This window comes from Singulisphaera photorubra, from assembly GCF_045290345.1.
Taxonomy (GTDB): domain Bacteria; phylum Planctomycetota; class Planctomycetia; order Isosphaerales; family Isosphaeraceae; genus Singulisphaera.
The window spans coordinates 4,688,828-4,705,114 of record NZ_CP155447.1; the positions used below are offsets into that span (position 1 = coordinate 4,688,828).

10 protein-coding genes are annotated in these 16,287 nt (G+C 59.9%); 4 read left to right on the forward strand and 6 right to left on the reverse strand.

Annotated elements, in window-relative coordinates; genetic code table 11:
* Positions 1–966 precede the first annotated feature (966 nt).
* Complete coding sequence (locus tag V5E97_RS17680; protein WP_406700611.1) at positions 967–4,218, forward strand: efflux RND transporter permease subunit; 3,252 nt, start codon at positions 967–969, stop codon at positions 4,216–4,218.
* 200 nt (positions 4,219–4,418) lie between these two features.
* On the opposite strand, the gene V5E97_RS17685 is transcribed toward V5E97_RS17680, so the two are convergent.
* From V5E97_RS17685 to V5E97_RS17695, 3 genes are read right to left on the reverse strand one after another with little or no spacing between them, the layout of a single operon-like run.
* Complete coding sequence (locus V5E97_RS17685; RefSeq protein WP_406700612.1) at positions 4,419–5,765, reverse strand: DUF1552 domain-containing protein; 1,347 nt, start codon at positions 5,763–5,765, stop codon at positions 4,419–4,421.
* Entirely contained in the window at positions 5,762–7,087 is a 1,326-nt protein-coding gene (locus tag V5E97_RS17690) for a DUF1592 domain-containing protein (protein ID WP_406700613.1), read from the reverse strand. The genes V5E97_RS17685 and V5E97_RS17690 overlap by 4 nt, the downstream gene beginning before the upstream one ends.
* Entirely contained in the window at positions 7,027–8,103 is a 1,077-nt protein-coding gene (locus tag V5E97_RS17695; RefSeq protein ID WP_406700614.1) for a DUF1587 domain-containing protein, read from the reverse strand. Before V5E97_RS17695 ends, V5E97_RS17690 begins: the two co-directional genes overlap by 61 nt.
* Positions 8,104–8,647: 544 nt before the next feature.
* Between V5E97_RS17695 and V5E97_RS17700 the strand changes: the two genes are divergently transcribed.
* Together V5E97_RS17700 and V5E97_RS17705 are read left to right on the forward strand one after the other, a co-directional pair.
* Positions 8,648–10,042 (forward strand): arylsulfatase, encoded by a 1,395-nt coding sequence (locus V5E97_RS17700; RefSeq protein WP_406700615.1) that lies wholly within the window; start codon positions 8,648–8,650, stop codon positions 10,040–10,042.
* Positions 10,039–12,027, forward strand: a complete 1,989-nt coding sequence (locus V5E97_RS17705; protein ID WP_406700616.1) for a prenyltransferase/squalene oxidase repeat-containing protein — start codon at positions 10,039–10,041, stop codon at positions 12,025–12,027. The genes V5E97_RS17700 and V5E97_RS17705 overlap by 4 nt, the downstream gene beginning before the upstream one ends.
* Positions 12,028–12,296: 269 nt before the next feature.
* Here V5E97_RS17705 and V5E97_RS17710 read toward each other — a convergent pair whose 3' ends face one another.
* Both V5E97_RS17710 and V5E97_RS17715 read right to left on the reverse strand, forming a co-directional pair.
* Positions 12,297–14,204: a redoxin domain-containing protein gene (locus V5E97_RS17710; RefSeq protein ID WP_406700617.1), complete on the reverse strand. Its 1,908-nt coding sequence runs from the start codon at positions 14,202–14,204 to the stop codon at positions 12,297–12,299.
* Between the two features lie 262 nt (positions 14,205–14,466).
* Positions 14,467–15,405 carry a ZIP family metal transporter gene (locus V5E97_RS17715; RefSeq protein WP_406700618.1) on the reverse strand — a complete coding sequence of 313 codons (939 nt, stop codon included), beginning with the start codon at positions 15,403–15,405 and terminating at the stop codon, positions 14,467–14,469.
* A gap of 199 nt (positions 15,406–15,604) precedes the next feature.
* Here V5E97_RS17715 and V5E97_RS17720 point away from each other — a divergent pair, with 199 nt between their 5' ends.
* Positions 15,605–15,856 carry a 4a-hydroxytetrahydrobiopterin dehydratase gene (locus V5E97_RS17720; protein WP_406700619.1) on the forward strand — a complete coding sequence of 84 codons (252 nt, stop codon included), beginning with the start codon at positions 15,605–15,607 and terminating at the stop codon, positions 15,854–15,856.
* A gap of 91 nt (positions 15,857–15,947) precedes the next feature.
* Here the strand turns inward: V5E97_RS17720 and V5E97_RS17725 are convergent, their stop codons facing one another.
* Positions 15,948–16,139 carry a small basic protein gene (locus V5E97_RS17725; protein ID WP_406700620.1) on the reverse strand — a complete coding sequence of 64 codons (192 nt, stop codon included), beginning with the start codon at positions 16,137–16,139 and terminating at the stop codon, positions 15,948–15,950.
* Positions 16,140–16,287 lie beyond the last annotated feature (148 nt).

A 16,287-nucleotide genomic window follows, 5' to 3' on the forward strand; every position in this document is an offset into this window, starting at 1 on the left:
CGGTTGTAGCCCCATCGGGCTGAATTCAAACACTCCCAGACGCGTTCAGAGCAGACGACTCGGTGGGTGGAGCTCGCCGACGAATTCAATGGGGTCATTCGCGGACCCCTCTTTCATGAAAGCGCATACCAATCCCTAAGATATCACAGGCAAACAGAAAATGATTTCGCGATGCAATGCGGTAGTAGATGATCGCAACCGGGTTGAACAGGGAGCAAGTGATGGCGAAGCCGGACGAAGTTCAATAGCGTTCCCACAAGCTGGAATCCAAGCTAACGAATCGATCCCCGTCAACCCCTTGAACAAACATGGATATCATGCGTAGAATGACTCCCGTACTATGGAAGAATTCGCGAGTTCGAGGTCCAAGGCGTGCGTAAAGCCCGGATCTATCCGCGTCTGCTGATTGCTGCAATCGCCGCATTTTGCGTCACGGCGTGGGTGAATGTTTGCGCCCCAACTTCGATCATTCCTCGGGAGACTTGGGCGACGACTGTCGACCGACTCCAGGTTTTGCGTCACGAGTCAAAATGGGAGCGGGTCCGGGTCGATCAGGTCGCAGGCGAATTGAACTTCGCCACTTTTGAAGAGGATGACTCGCAAGAGGAAGTCCGCGAATCGGCTCGAACGAACTCAATCGCCGGCTTCGACCACCCTGTCTCGACGAGCGGCGTACATGCCAAACTCGTCCCCGACTCCGACTCTCGAGGTGACAGCCTCGGAGGACGTCGCGGTCCCCCTCCCCGTATGCCCCCCGCCTGACACTTCCTCCCTTCATTTGCCGCGCGAGCTCCTCACGGCTGTTGTAAAGATGCGTTGATCGCGAAGTCAACCTCGGCGGTGCGCTCCTTCAATAGCCCTGACGGACAATTACCCATCTCCCCGGTCGACAGTATCTCGACGGGGCCTTCCCTACCTCTCCTGTCACTCACTCACACCCTCATTCAGGCTGCGAGGCCTTCACCCATGGTCCGCGCGATTATTACGTGGAGCCTGCATAATCGTCTGATTGTCATCTTGGGGGTCCTCGCCCTCATCGCCGCCGGCATCCACTCCGCTGCCAACTTGAACGTCGAAGCGTACCCCGACCCCACCCCCCCCTTGGTCGAGGTGATCACCCAAAATCCAGGGGCCAGTCCCGAGGAGATGGAACGACTGATCGGAATTCCTCTCGAAACTGCTCTGAACGGGATGCCAGGCTTGGAGGATGTGCGAAGCACGTCGATCAGTGGTCTGAATGACATCAAATGCCAATTTACCTACGGCACCGACTACAAGTCGGCTCGCCAAGAGGTGATTAATCGAATCGGCGCCGTCAGTAACCTGCCGCCGGGGGTGACTCCCGGACTCTCCCCCTGGAGTCCTACCGGCGAGATCGTCCGTTACGTCCTGGAAGGTCCCGCTTACACCACGAACCAACTCAAAGCCGTCCAGGACTGGGTCCTCAACCGGATCCTCAAGACCGTCCCGGGGGTCGTCGATGTGACCGGCTACGGCGGCACGGTCAAGCAGTACCAGGTACTGGTCAACCCCCGGTTGCTCCGCCACTATAACGTCACGTTGCGTCAGGTGGAGGAAGCCCTCGCCCAGTCCAACGCCAACGTGGGCGGCGACCTGTTGATGCTCGGCAGCCAGGCGCATAACGTGCGTGCGATTGGATTGCTCGGCAAAGGGATCGACCCACTCGACCCGGCCAACGTCGATCAATCGGTTGGAATCGAGCTAAAGAAACTCGATGACATCAATAATGTCATCGTGACCACATCCGGCGGTATGCCGATCTTCGTGCGACACGTGGCCGAGGCCATCGTCGGTCATCGCCCAAGACTGGGGATCGTCGGCCGAGGCCGTGATGATGATGTCGTCGAGGGAATCGTGCTGATGCGCAAGTACGAGAAGAGTCTTCCGACCTCGGAGGCCGTCGCCGCGAAGATGAGGGAAATCGAACGCGAAAAATTACTGCCCAAAGGGATGAGAATTCGCGTTTTCAACAAGCGTACCGACCTCGTCCACGTGACAACCCATAATGTTTTGCACAATCTTGTCCTCGGGATGGCACTCGTGGTTGCCGTGCTGATTGTCTTTCTCGGTGACCTCAGTAGCGCGGTGATCGTGGCGATCATGATCCCACTCTCGCTCCTCTTCTCGGTGACCGTACTCCATCTCCAGGGCAAGTCGGCCAACCTCTTATCGATCGGCGCGGTGGATTTCGGGATCATCGTCGACAGCTCGGTGATCATCGTCGAGAACATCTACCGGCACATTACGGCCCCTAACGCCGACCGAACCCGCCCCTTGATCGACCGGATCGCAGACGCCTCCCATGAGATTGAGCGGGCTCTCTTCTTCTCCGCCTCGATTATTGTCTGCGCCTTCCTCCCCTTGTTCGCAATGACAGGGCCGGAGGGGGCACTCTTCGGCCCCATGGCGAACACCTACGCCTTCTCGATCTTCGGAGCACTCCTGCTCGCATTGACCTTGGCACCCGTGCTCTGCTCATTCTTCTTCCGCAACAAACGCGAGGAAGCTGACACATTCGTCGATCGTTTGATGAAGCGACGCTACCTCCGGATCTTGAACCGGGTACTCGATCACGGCAAGCTCACCCTGGTGTTTATGGGTGTCCTCCTTGCCTTCACCCTCGCGCTGATCCCCGGCCTCGGCGGCGAATTCATGCCCGAGCTCGAGGAGGGCAACCTCTGGATCCGCGCCCTGTTGCCACGGACCGTCTCGCTTCAGGAGGCCGCACGGCTGGCGCCTCGGTTGCGGAAGGTGATCGCGTCGATGCCCGAAGTCAAAGGCGTGATGTCCCACATCGGTCGCCCTGACGACGGCACGGACGTCACCAGCTTCTTCAACCTCGAGTTCAACGTTCCGCTCCAGCCGATGGATCAGTGGCCGGAGGGCATGACCCGTGAGAAGATCCAGGATGAGTTGATGGCGAAGTTCCACGAATTCCCCGGCATCGACTTCAGCTTCTCGCAACTCATCCGCGACAATGTCGAGGAGGCACTCTCGGGCGTCAAGGGGGCCAACTCCGTCAAACTGAGCGGCAACGACCTGAGAGTCCTCGAAGAGAAGGGGCAACAGTTGGTGAACGTGCTCCGGACTGTACGGGGCATCGAGAATGTCGGCCTGTTCCACATCGTCGGCCAACCCAACTTGGAGATCGATATCGATCGCGCCGCTTGCGCTCGTTACGGCGTCAACGTCGCGGAAGTCGAGCGGGTGGTCCAGGTCGCCATCGGTGGCCGGGCCTTCTCACAGATGGTGGAGGGAGAGAAGCTTTATGACATCGTACTTCGACTCCCCAATGACCTCCGCGACGATCCCACCGTGATTGGCCGGATCCCGATCGATGTGCCCGGAGGGGGGGATACGGGGGAAGGAGTCCGGATCCCGTTGTCGCAACTCGCGACCATCAACCCGCACACGCCTGGCGCCTCATATATCTACCGCGAGAATAACCGCCGCTACATTCCGGTCCGGTTCGCCGTGCGCGATCGCGATCTCGCCTCCGCCATTGCCGAAGCCCAGCGCAAGGTCAACGACCCCAAAACCGGCGTTGACCTGCCACAAGGATACAAGCTCGAGTGGTCGGGGGAGTTCGCCCAGATGCAGGAAGCCAATGCTCGGCTCATGTGGATCGTGCCGTTGTCCATCGTGCTGATCATGATCCTGCTTTACACCGCCTTCAACTCGATGAAAGATGCCTTTCTGGTCATGACCAACGTGGTCGCGGCGACGATGGGAGGCGTCTGGGCCTTGCGTTTAACGGGGGTCCACTTCAGCATCTCGGCGGCGGTGGGGTTTATCTCGATCTTCGGCGTCGCCGTTCAGGACGGAGTCCTGCTGATCTCTTACTTCAACCAGATGCGGGCCGCCGGAATCCCGGTGCGTGAGTCCGTGATGCGAGGCGCCGAGCTGCGGGTCCGCCCGGTCGTCATGACCGAGCTGACGGCCATGCTCGGCCTCTTACCGGCCGCGTTTGCAACCTCGATCGGCTCCCAGGCACAAAGGCCGTTGGCGATCGTCGTCGTCGGGGCAATGTTTGTGACGCTGTTCCTGGCGCGATTCCTGATGCCCGTGCTCTACAGCATCTTCCCGGCACCCACCGGCAGCGGCCACAACGCTCATCAAGCAGAACTGATCGAAGGATCACGCTACACCGATGAAATCCTCAATTGCGGCCGGGCCGCCGAAGCGGAGGATCATTAAACCTCGCCCCACCGAGCGTAGATTCCTCCGTGTTGTACACCGCGGAGTCGCTCGGGTCCGACTTCGGACCCCAGCGTTTCCAAACGCTCGGCCTGGGTTCCACCCGGTCGTTGAAGCCTTGAGTGGCGGGAGGTGCCTCGAATTGGAATGAGCCCGTGACCAAGCAGCCGGGCTTCAGCTCACGGGCTCATTCTTGCAACTTACGAGAGGCCTTCGAGGTGGCCAGTGCTGTCACCGAGTTGATCGAGGTGCGCACCCATCCTGTCGAGAAGCGAGAGCCAGAGGTTATTGACCGGGGTTTCCTTCGGAAAACGAACGTGGCGGCCGGGCTTGAGCGACCCTCCCCCCTTACCGGCGACGAGGATCGGCAGGTTGTCGTGTGAGTGACGGTTGCCATCGCTATTGCCACTGCCGTACGCGATCATGCAATTGTCGAGCAGCGTTCCCTCTCCCTCGGGGATGGCTTTGAGCCTGCCAATCAAATAAGCAAACTGCTGAATATGAAAAGTATTGATTGAACGAACTTTGTCGATCTTGTCCGGGTCTCCACGATGATGCGTCAGCTCGTGATGACCTTCGGAGACTCCTACCATCTTGTACTTCAGCTCGCTCCCTTCGCGACCGAACATGCAAGTCGCCACGCGAGTCACATCGGTCTGGAACGCGAGGACCATCAAGTCGCACATGAGGTGAAAGTGATCCCCAAGGTCGGCCGGAACCGACTCGGGCCGGACTGCGCCCGCGGGAGGCTGAATCGGCGGCAAGGTTTCCGCGCGGGCGATCCGAAGCTCGAGCTCACGCACGCAGGTAAGATATTGATCCAGCTTCTGCCGGTCCGCTCCACCCAACCGACTCTCGAGCCCGCGCGCATCGGCAATCACAGCGTCGAGCACACTTGCCCGGAGCCGGTTCCGCTTCAGTCGGCTGGGGTCATTCGACTGGTCGGAGAAGAGCCGCTCGAACACGAGACGAGGGTCAACCTCGTTCGGCAGTGGCGAGGTTGACGACCGCCAGGACATCGTATGCTCGTAGACACAGGAGTATCCACTATCGCAGTTGCCGGTCCCTCGATATCGTTCGATGCCCAGTTCGAGTGACGACAGGCGGGTTCGATCGCCCAGGCGAGTCGCCGCGACCTGGTCGGCCGAGATGCCGGACCGGAAGTTAGCCCCGGCGGTCTTCCGCGCCTGGCAGCCGGTCAGAAACGCCGATGAGGCACGCGCATGGTCGCCGGCTCCGTCGCCGTTGGGACGAGCCTTGTCACAGGTCAACTCGCTCAGAACGAGCATTTCGTCGCGGTACGGGGCCAGCGGTTGCAGAATGGCCGGCAACTCGAAGCTGGCGCCCTCGCTCGTGGGCGTCCAGTCGTCCATGATCGCGCCGTTGGGAACATAGATGAACGCCAGGCGCCGGGGTGATGCCGCCTGACCAGCGGCGTTGGCCGCCGCCCAGACTCTGGGGCGCATCGCCTCCAGGAACGGGAGGGAGACCACTGTACCGAGCCCGCGCAGGACCGTCCGCCTCGAGATCCGCCCGCCGTTCGTCATCGTACCTCCCCGGTCGCCGTTCGCATCTGGAAGGGTTCGCTTTTGACGACTTCCGTCATCAAGACGGAAAATCGGTCACCGTTTTGATTCAAAGCTTCAAGAATCTTGTCCACGGCACACTTGTCATAGTATTCCAGGCCGCGTCCGAGCGCGTACGTTAGCATCTTCTCGGCAAGGCAACGGCTGAACAACTCTTTTTTGCCTCGGAGTATTGTTTTGAGCTCCGTCGGTCCCTGGAAAGAACGGCCGTCGGGGAGCACGCCTGATGGGTCGATCAAGAACGTTCCATCCTTGTCGCGCCAGGCTCCGGTGGCGTCGTAGTTCTCGAAGGCGAATCCAATCGGATCCATGCGTTGATGACAGGAGGCACAGATCGGCTTTTCCCGATGCATCTCCATGACCTTGCGAAGCGAGCCGGTCAGTCGCTTTTCCTCGGGGAAGTCCGGCACGTCGGGCGGTGGCGGAGGCGGTGGCGTATTCAAGAGCTGGTCGAGGACCCACTTTCCTCGCTTCACCGGCGAGGTCCGGGTCGGGTTCGAGGTGAGCGTAAGAATGCTGGCGTGGGTCAGAATCCCCCCCCGATTGGCCGGCAGCTTGACCCGACGGAACTCTTTCCCCTCAACGCCTGACATGCCGTAATGCTTCGCCAGCCGCTCATTCACGAAGCTGTAATCCGCATCCAAGAAGTCGAGGATCGAGCGATCCTCGCGGACGATCGACTCGAAAAAGAGCTCAGTCTCCCGAATCATGGACGAGCGCAACTCGTCATCGAACCCGGGGAACTCCTTTGAATCGGGTGCGACGAAAGCCAGTTTCCGGATCGTCAGCCATTGCCCGGCGAAGTTCTCGACGAACGCGGCCGCCTTCGGATCGCTGAGCATTCTGCGCAACTGGCTCTCGAGTTCGCCACGCAAACGACCTTCCGCCGCCAACGTCAGAAGCGTCTCATCGGGCATACTACTCCAGAGAAAGTAGGAGAGCCGACTCGCCAGTTCGTATTCGTTGATCGGGTAGCTCGTGCCCGGCTGGGCGTCACGCGGGTCGAGCTCGACTCGAAAGAGGAAGTCAGGCCAAACCAGGACCCCTTCCAGAACCAATCGGACGCAAGCCTCGAAGCGTTCCCCTTCGGACTCGGCCTTGTCATAGAGCTTCATCAGGCGATCGACCTCGTCCGGCTGGACGGGACGGCGAAATGCCCGTGCGGCAAACCGGGAAACGACCTCGCGGGCCGCCTCACGAGGGGCCAGGCCGGGCTGATGGTTCATGATCCGCCGGTGATTTTCCGGGAAGACCTGAGGAGGAGGGTTATACGGACCGTCCATCTCGATCCCACGCAGAAGAGGAGCCGGCGATTCTTCTCGCCGTCAGGGTTCTTCGGGTCGGTATAAGGGTTGAGGAACGTCACCGCGATGGTCTTCGTCCCCGCCTTGATCCGAACTTGCTGCTCGATCTTGGTCGGAGCCGAGCGATCGCCCGTCACGTCGAACTCTTGAATGTCTTCGCCATTGATTCGAACGATTGCCCGCACCGGCTGATCGCCGACCTGATGCCCGAAGGCCGAAACCTGCAGCTTGTAATCGCCCTCATCGAAATAGCTTTGTGCGCGGAATGAGCCGATCGAGTGGAGAAAGAGGCCTGAACCGCGTTTATCTCCACCGGCTCCCTCCGTCGCGCGAATTCCACCAAGCCGGGATTTTGTAGGTTGGGGGGTGTTGTCGGTGACAATCGCCTGCTCAAGAATCGTTTCCGCCGCGGTGAGATACTTTTCAAATAGGAGGGGAGACAGGGAAAGCACGTCGCCGATGTTGTCGAAACCATAACCGACATCGTCGTTGGGAAAGTCCGCCGCCGGTTTGAAGTCGATGCCAACGAGGTCGCGGATCGTGTTGTTGTACTCGACCCGATTGAGCCTCCTCAGGGTGACTCGCCCCACGTTCCTGGTTTGCTCGCAGTCGAGCTTATTGAGCACCCCATCGATGGCGAGGAGAGCGACCTCGGCTTCTTTCAAGGAGGGGCGAGGGCGATTCTTGGGGGGCATCTCACCCGTTCGGATCATCTCGACGACGTTTTCCCAGACCTTGCGATTCTTCTCGACTGCCTGCTCATCGCGATCCGAATCGAGAGTGAGATCGCCCTTGCTCTTCCCATTGCCATGGCACGAATAGCAATGTTTGCTGAGGAAGGGGACAACGTCCTTGGAGAAGGTAGCCGGGGCTCTCGTCTTCTCAGCACCGGCCTGCGTCAACTCTGGAGGCGCGGCGAGTCCCGCCACGGACCATCCCAGGATGATGACGACCGCCAGGCCTCGAACCAGCCGCACAAGCTCGCGTTGGTCCATCCCGCTCACCCTCGCCAGCGAAGCCTCATCGGCCGCCCCTTGCCAATCAAAGGGCGCAAATAGACCCCCAGATCCACTCTATACTGTTCTCAGCGTCATCGGCTCAAACAATCTCCCAACAAATCTCCCAATGCCGTGAACAAACCGAATCATTCCAGATGGCAGGGCCTCGCCAGCGCCGAGTAATTCACAACGTAATGCCTTGGCTTGTTTACCCTTCTAAAAAACGATTGAATTCATTCAATGGAGACTTGTCCGGAGCTCGCGGTGAGTTCGAATTCTCTCGACCTCGGCTTTCCGCCCTCTGAACAAGGCGTGCCACAGGCCGAGCAATCGCCTTCCTTGTGCTCCTCCGTGACGATGGCTAAGATCGCCCATTGATCACAAACCGTTGATCATGGGAGGCGCGACACCTCCCGCGGGCACATGAAACATTCTGATTGTTCATGCTTTTGCTTTATCAATCACTCTTCGGGTTTGCGGAAGCGAGGGGCCACCCGAATTCCGCACTCGTGTGAGTCTCATCATCAGGGAGAGCAGTCAGATGAGAATAGCAGGCCTCGATCGCGTTCGTTCTCGAATCCTCGCTTGTATCGGCGGCCTCACACTCTTGGCTGCGTCCCCCTTGAGTGGTCAAGCTCAAGCCGCAACTCCACCGCCGAACGTGATCTTCATCCTCGCCGATGACCTTGGTTATGGCGATCTCGGCTGCTTCGGTCAGAAGCTTATCCAGACACCGAACATCGACCGACTGGCCGCCGAAGGAACGCGGTTTACGCAGGCCTATGCCGGTGCCACGGTCTGTGCACCGTCCCGGTGCAGCTTGTTGACGGGCAAGCACAACGGACATGCCGCAATTCGAGGCAATCGCGAGATCAAGCCGGAAGGGCAAGTTCCCATGCCGGCCGACACGATTACCGTGGCCCATATCATGAAGTATGCAGGCTACACCACCGGCTTGATCGGCAAGTGGGGCCTCGGCCACCCCGATTCGGTCAGCACGCCCGACAAGATGGGGTTCGATGAGTTCTTCGGCTACAACTGCCAACGCATGGCCCATGAGTATTATCCCGAATACCTCTGGCGCAATAACGAAAAGGTCATGCTCAACGGCAAAGCGTATTCGCACGACCTGATGACGAAGGAAGCCCTCGAATTTGTCCGCCGAAATCAGGAGAAACCGTTCTTCCTCGACCTCTCATTCACCATCCCCCACTCCAAGTTGCAGGTTCCCGACCTGGGCCTCTACGCGGACAAACCGTGGCCCGACAACCTCAAAACGCTCGCGGCCATGATCACCCGGATGGACGGTGACGTGGGACGCCTGATGGCGCTTCTCAAAGAGCTCAAGCTCGACGAAAAAACGCTCGTCATCTTCGCCAGCGACAACGGCGCAGCCTACTCCGACGCGCTCTTCAATCACTCCGGTTCGCTTCGCGGCCACAAACGAGACATGTACGAGGGAGGCATCGCAAGCCCCGTCATTGCCCGCTGGCCTGGTAAAATCAAGCCAGGAGTTGTCAGCGACCAGGTCTGGGCCTTCTGGGACTTCCTCCCGACGATGGCCGAGCTGACCGGTCGACGGACTCCCGCAAACCTCGACGGCATCTCGATTCTTCCCGCCCTGCTGGACGGCCAGGCGATCAAGCATCCGCCGCTCTACTGGGAATTCCACGAGCGTGGCTTTGATCAGGCCGCCCGGATTGGCGACTGGAAGGCCATCCGCCACGGTCTGACTGGGCCGATCGAGCTGTATGACCTCAAGGACGATCGCGAAGAAAAACACAACGTCGCCTCCCAACATCCCGATCAAGTCAAGATATTCGAGACATTTTTCAAGTCGGCACGCGTTGACTCAGAACTCTGGCCAATCCAGACCGCAGGACAGAAGAAGGCTGCGGGCAAAGCGAAAGCCAAGGCGAAAGGAAGCGCACAATGACGCCCTATCAATCGCCTCGCCAGGACCGAGGGAACGAGTTCGATCAGGGCGAACTCTCGGGATTAAGCCGGCGCGCCCTCTTGAAGTCGATGGCCGTGGCTCCCCTCTGCGCAGGCCTCTCGACGTTCTCCATGGCCCAGGGCTCCGGCGCTCGGGAACTCTGGGGCTCAGCGGTCGAAGCTTACCTGAAGCGACTCTCCCGGCCGGATCACGGCTATGCCTGGGAAGATCAGGCCACGTCTCATCTGACTCCGACTTTTGCCGTGATCGGCTGTTACCGGTTGCTGGGCAAAGAGCCGCCGGCGAAGGGCAAGCTGGCGGAATTTGTGGTGAGTCATCATCCGTTTCACTTGAAAACGCTGGAGCGAGACCTCAAGGTTTACGAGTACCAGCAGATTCAGAGCCTCCTCTGGCTCGGTGAAGACGCCTCATCGTTTCGGGAGCAGGTCAAAACCTGGAACCGCCCCTCGATCTACCCCAAGCAGTATGAAAAGCACGGCTATCCGGTTTTCCGATTCGAGTTGATGGCCTTCCTGGGTCGCAAACTACTCGACCTCCCTTTGAGCGATCTCTCCCCCGAATTCGTCCCCTATCTGCTGGAACGGCGCCGTGGCAACGGGAGTTTCAATAACACCCCCGCCGCCGACTCCAGCGACGGTCACGTGATGAACACGTGGTGGGGCCTTCAAGCGTTGGACTCTCTCGGCCGTGTTGAGGAACGGAAGCAGGAAACCGTGGCCTGGCTTCAAGCTTGCCAGACCTCGTCAGGGGGATTCACTCACCAGCCCAACGCCGAAGTCGGAGGCGTGGAGGATGTGGCTTATACCCGTGCAGCGCTCTGTGCACTGAAGCTTCTTGGCGCCTCTCCCGCGAACCGCGAGCGGTGCTTGCAGTACCTCGCCTCGCTCGCGAACGCCGACGGTGGCTTCGGCAATCGGCCCGGTTGGTTGAGCAACCCGATGGCGACTTATGACGCCCTCGACGCCTTCGACACACTCGGAGCTCTTGAAGCCCCACCGGTCTCAAGGCAGGCGCGTCGGCCAAGGTCAGCCTTGCCCGCCGATTTGCAGGTCTTCACGATCCAGGTCGAGGCCCATGGCGAAGGAAGCCCTACTGAGGCCGTGGCCCTGGCTCAGCGGCTGAAGATTCATCTCTGGGGGGCGAAGAACTCCAGTCCCGCCTGGCTTGCTCGTGCCCAGGAGATCGCCGACCAAGGTCAGGTGCCCGTTACCTTTTTCGTGGCGAATGAGGAGTACAACACCTGGGTCGACGTACCTGGCATGGGCACATACAGCCACACCAGCGACATCATCGCACCGGCGGCCGCTGATATCGGCCCTTCGCTCGCGAACCAAGGGGTGGTTTCCTGGCCTCAGTTCCGCGAGCGCCGGTTGGATCCACTCCAGAAGGGAGGCGGCCGCCTGCTCTGGCAGTTCGGTGAAAACGAAGAACTGACCCGGATCTTCCTCGACGACTCGCTCCAGCGCGGTGGCTTCACGGCAATCAGCACGTTTCACTTTGGGAATCCCGACTTCGCCAACAGCGAGGCCTTCCTCAACCAGTACCGCGGGCAGATCCCGTTCATCGCGCTGCAGGACGCCCACGGATCGGAATCATGGTGGTTTGCCGACATGACCACAGGATTCCGTACTCTCTTTCTCGCGCGAACGCCGACCTGGGAAGGTTGGCTCGAGGCACTCAAGAACAACTGGGTCGTGGCCGTCCGTCACGATGCCGTGAGCCGTTTTGAGACCTGGATGCACAGTGGATCACGCGAGGTGGTTGATTTCGTCCAGCAACAGGCTTCTGCCTGGCGTTGGTGGGACAACCCTGCGATCCAGAGGCCGCTCGTCTCCCTCGTCGCCTTGACCCCGCCGATGCGTTCGAGGTCGCGCGGCCCGAGAAAGGCGTCTTACTTCGTGTGCGATGCGCCTGGGAGAACACGACCCAGGGTATGCCCAAGGCACCAATGGCCGAGCTGGTGAAATTGATCGTGGACGACGTGGAAGTCTCGCCGATACTCGTGACGAAGAAGCGACCGTACGGAACTGGTCTCGTTGACCACTATCACAAGTTCCCACTCAACGATGCTCGGCCCGGCAAACACACGGCGAAAGCCGTGGTTCGACGAGTTGGAAGCAAGGAAGAAACAAGCCAGTCGATTGAGTTCATGGTGACATAAGTTGAGGAATGGGATACTCGCATCCTTCCTCGAACCGGACGGGGCCGTCCCGAAGCGGGACGGCCCGTTGGCTCATTTTGAGGCCTGCTTCCGATTCTTCGCTTCCTGCTCTTTCATTTTCTTCTCGAACTCCTTTATTTGAGCTTTGAAGAGGTCGTGCAGGTCGTCCTTCTCTCCCGCCCTGGTGAGGTCCTGTCCCTTCTTGGTCACCGCGATAAAGCCGATGCACATCTCATCGGTCGTGGCCTCACCCCAGGCCACGTCCTTGGGAGGATGGTTCGGGTTGCGGGGGTTGTCCGCGGAATTGTCAAAGTGAGCGACAACCTTCAGAACAGTCCCCTTCGGAAGAGTAATCGGCTCTTTGAAGAAATAGGAGTTCTGCCAGCCGAAATCCCAGTCGCCGATTTTGATAAGCTCTTGGATTCGCCCGTCGGGGAACTTGAGCGACATGCTCATGTTTTTCCCAAGCAGATGCATATGAGGTGTGACCGCCCAGGCCTGAAGGTCGACTGGGACAGGCCAGGCGGCCTCGGCCTTAAAGTTCCTATCGTTGGCCGGAATCTTCAAGTCGAACTTGATGGCGGCATTCCAATGCAGAATCTGCCGGACCGGCTTCTTGGAAAAATGGAGACCGATCCGGGAACGGTCCGTTTCGGGCTTTCCGCTCGGGTGATAGTGAATCTGCACGACGACATCGGCCCGACTGGGCAGCGACCGCCCGAGCCCTTCGGGAAGATGGCTTGGCTCATTGCCCGGCGCCCATCCACCCATGTCTCCATCAATCTCAATCCCGGGGCCCGAGAAGCAGGAGTATCCCTGGCCTGGTTCGGCCTTGTCTTTTTTGCGCCCCTCTCCCGAAACATCGACATAGCCGAGCATGTGATGCACCACCCGACGGTTACCGGGCCGGTACTCGATTGCCGAGACGTAAACGTCCTTCGGCAAATTGGTCGGCAGGACGAAACAACGATAAATGTCGTCACCGTCCGCGGGGATTGAGAAATCCTCGTCGAGCGCCAGTACGAGGTCGGGGGTGCCGAGCGCCCAGTCTTCAGGGAAATTGGGGGACGGCGGAACGCGCTCGGGGTCTCCCAGCGGAGCACCGGCTTCGGCCCAGGCCGTCAGAGTGGCAATTTCGTCGGTTGACAGCGAGCGGTCATTCTTGAGTCCTGGGCCCACGTGCGGGTCGGGTTTCCACGGGGGCATTTTCCGCTCTTCGGCGATCGTGGCAATGTCGCTGGCACGCTTGCGAGCCTGTTCATAGGTCTCAAGCGAAAATGGTCCCACTTGACCGCGTCGATGGCACTCCTGGCAATTCTTCTGAAGGATCGAGGCGACCTCACCCGCATACGTTGGTGCAGTGACGGTTGGTATGGGCTTTGGGATCGGACAACCGACGGCCGGAACGTGAGCGATCGCGACCTTTCGTTTCTCAAGCACGGCGACGATCGCGTCACGAAGTTCGCTGACCTTTGGGTTCGCGTTCTTTTTCTGACGCGCGGCGTATTGATCGTCGATTCGCCCGTGGTAGAGAATCCGGCCTCGCTCATCGACAACGAACGCCTCGGGGGTGACCGCCGCGCCAAGCGTGGTGGCAATCGCCCCCCCGCGGTCCTGGACGACCGGAAATTTGAGATCGAAATCCTTGGCGTGCGCCATCAAGTCCGCTGACGAAAGGTCGTGGTCGACGCAAACGCCGACGATTTTCACGGATTCCGTCGGGAACTCCGAACGCAGCCGGTTGAGCTCCGGGCTGTAGGCATTCGAGATCGGGCATTCCGAGGAATAGAAAATCAAAGCGGAAATCCCCCCGCGAGGGGCGGTCAAATTGACGATCTGTCCGTCTGGCCCCCGCATCGTGGGCAGTGCGACTTCCGCAGCCGGAGGCGACGCTTCGTCCCCCGCGAAACACCAAGTCATCGCCAGGCACGCGAGACCGATCCCAAGCATCGACCGCGTGAAGATCCTCGAATCGTGCATGACACTGATCCCTCGAAAGAGGAAAAGCGGAGGCCGGGTGGGGCTTGCCAAGGGAGCACGTATACAAGCAAGCCCATCATATGCAGCGCAAAGGACCACTTCGTCCACGTCATTCATCTCTGAGCGGGGAAGCCGACCCTCCACAACTCAAATCATAGACGTAGAGCCTGAAAACTTCGCGCAAAAAAACTGAAAGAATCGCCCATGGCGGAGCGGTCCCATTCACGCGACCACGCGATCATTCCCACGCAGAACCGTGGTATTAACCGCGAGCAATCGACGAGGCCCGAGCCGGTATCGCAGAGTGTTTGTGCGGAGCGTGATCATGCGCGTCGCTGGGTTCCCACATCGAGGTCAGGCCCATCAAGGCAAAGCCGGCCAGAAGGGCCAAGGAGAGGAAAACCCGATCATGCTCGTGAAATTGCAGCTCGGGGAGCAAGTCGCTCAGAGCAATGCAGAGAAACGTTCCCGCTGAGAAGGCCAAGGCGGCCGCAGTGGCCGAGGCCGCCGCATCCGGTCCCATTTTATCCATGCCCAGGAGAAAGATTCCGACACCGAGCGGGATCATCAAGGCGAAGCCGAGGTTGACGAGGTGTGCCAGCATGCGAGGTGCGCCAGCACGCAACATCAGGCTGACGATCGTCAGAGCATCGGCCGGCTTGTGGATGATAGTGGCCAGAAAGACCCCCCAGGCAGCGGCCCCCAGGCCAGTCGGTTGCCCGTGGGCAATCACCGAGGCACTCGCCAGGGCAACGCCCCCGGCCAGGGAATGCGCGGCGAGGCCGAAAGCGGCCGCCCCCCAATGGAGCGAGGTCCCTTTGGTCCCCGAGGCTGAACCGCCGGGCGCCGCGGAATCGACGAGACCGGCCGAGTGCCCACGCCCGTGCGTATGCTCGTGGGCATGAGTCGGGCACGGCTCGGTGGGATCAGCCGGGGCCTCGTGGTGGTGGAACGCGAAGAATCGTTCCAGAAAGAAGAGGGCGAGGAGCCCGAACGCCGACCAGTTCAGGGTATGGGCCGAGCCCATCCGCACGGCCTCGGGCATCATGTGAAAGAAGGCCGCACCAAGCATGGCGCCGGCGGAAAAGCTCAGATAGCCTTGTAGGCGAGTGTGCGTCAACACGGTCGCCAACGGCAGGAGTCCGCCGAGAACGCTCACGCCGACGATCGCGACGCAGAACAGCACGAGGGTCGTGGTCATCGTAATTACTGTCTTCCCTCGCCCTTGAGGTTTTCCCTTGTTCCGCCGCCGCTGCGCGGAAATAATAGATCTCAAGGAACCTGGAGGCGGTTGCCAATCGGCCGTTCTCATTTACAGCACCGGCCGTCCTCATGCGACCTGCGCCAATCCCCAAGGGAATCTTATGGCCAAGCTGAGCGAACCGGAGATCCTAGAGAGGATGGCCACTGCCAAGGGGTGGGAGCGAGAGGGCGATATGCTCATCCGCTCGTGGCAATTCCCATCCTTCCGCCGCGCGCTTGAGTTTGTCAACCAAGTGGCCGCGGTGGCTGAGAAGTTCGACCACCACCCCGATATCATCTTGAGCTACCGTCACGTTCGACTCGAACTTTCCACTCACTCCGACGGTGGCCTGACCCCGACTGACTTCGCGTTTGCTTCCGAGATCAACGTTCTACCCACCGATCGCTAACCGGCTACGGGCGAAGAAAAACCCCCGACGATTGCTGCCGGGGGTCGCTCGTAACAATGATGATCGGAAGTCCCGACCAAAGTGGTTGGCGTCAGCTCGGTCGCTTGGGACCCGATTGCCCGGGTGCCAGTCGGCGGAACTTGGTCTTGGGCAAGTTGAAAACGCCTTGAGCCGGGGCCCAACGCTCGTCCTCTTGCAGCAAGGCCAGTCGCTCGGGCCTCGTCAACACGTTCCGGGTTCGGGTTAACCCGCCCCCCTTCTTCAGACTCTTATCAATCGACATCGCCCTGATTCCCCCGGCGCCGCCACGAACTTGCGACTCAGTGCCACGAAATTATCGCCTCCCGCGGACGAATGGCCCCGGGGCGAAAGAGACGATCTTAATCCAAACAACTCACCCGATGCAAGGCAAACGTGGAAGTCGCCGGTCT

Bases quoted from the DNA above. Each gene is read 5' to 3' on its own strand.
- V5E97_RS17725 (WP_406700620.1), bottom strand. From the start codon at position 16,139: ATGTCGATTGATAAGAGTCTGAAGAAGGGGGGCGGGTTAACCCGAACC.
- V5E97_RS17720 (WP_406700619.1), top strand. From the start codon at position 15,605: ATGGCCACTGCCAAGGGGTGGGAGCGAGAGGGCGATATGCTCATCCGC.
- V5E97_RS17705 (WP_406700616.1), top strand. From the start codon at position 10,039: ATGACGCCCTATCAATCGCCTCGCCAGGACCGAGGGAACGAGTTCGAT.
- V5E97_RS17710 (WP_406700617.1), bottom strand. From the start codon at position 14,204: ATGCACGATTCGAGGATCTTCACGCGGTCGATGCTTGGGATCGGTCTC.
- V5E97_RS17700 (WP_406700615.1), top strand. From the start codon at position 8,648: ATGAGAATAGCAGGCCTCGATCGCGTTCGTTCTCGAATCCTCGCTTGT.
- V5E97_RS17715 (WP_406700618.1), bottom strand. From the start codon at position 15,405: ATGACCACGACCCTCGTGCTGTTCTGCGTCGCGATCGTCGGCGTGAGC.
- V5E97_RS17695 (WP_406700614.1), bottom strand. From the start codon at position 8,103: ATGGACCAACGCGAGCTTGTGCGGCTGGTTCGAGGCCTGGCGGTCGTC.
- V5E97_RS17680 (WP_406700611.1), top strand. From the start codon at position 967: ATGGTCCGCGCGATTATTACGTGGAGCCTGCATAATCGTCTGATTGTC.
- V5E97_RS17690 (WP_406700613.1), bottom strand. From the start codon at position 7,087: ATGGACGGTCCGTATAACCCTCCTCCTCAGGTCTTCCCGGAAAATCAC.
- V5E97_RS17685 (WP_406700612.1), bottom strand. From the start codon at position 5,765: ATGACGAACGGCGGGCGGATCTCGAGGCGGACGGTCCTGCGCGGGCTC.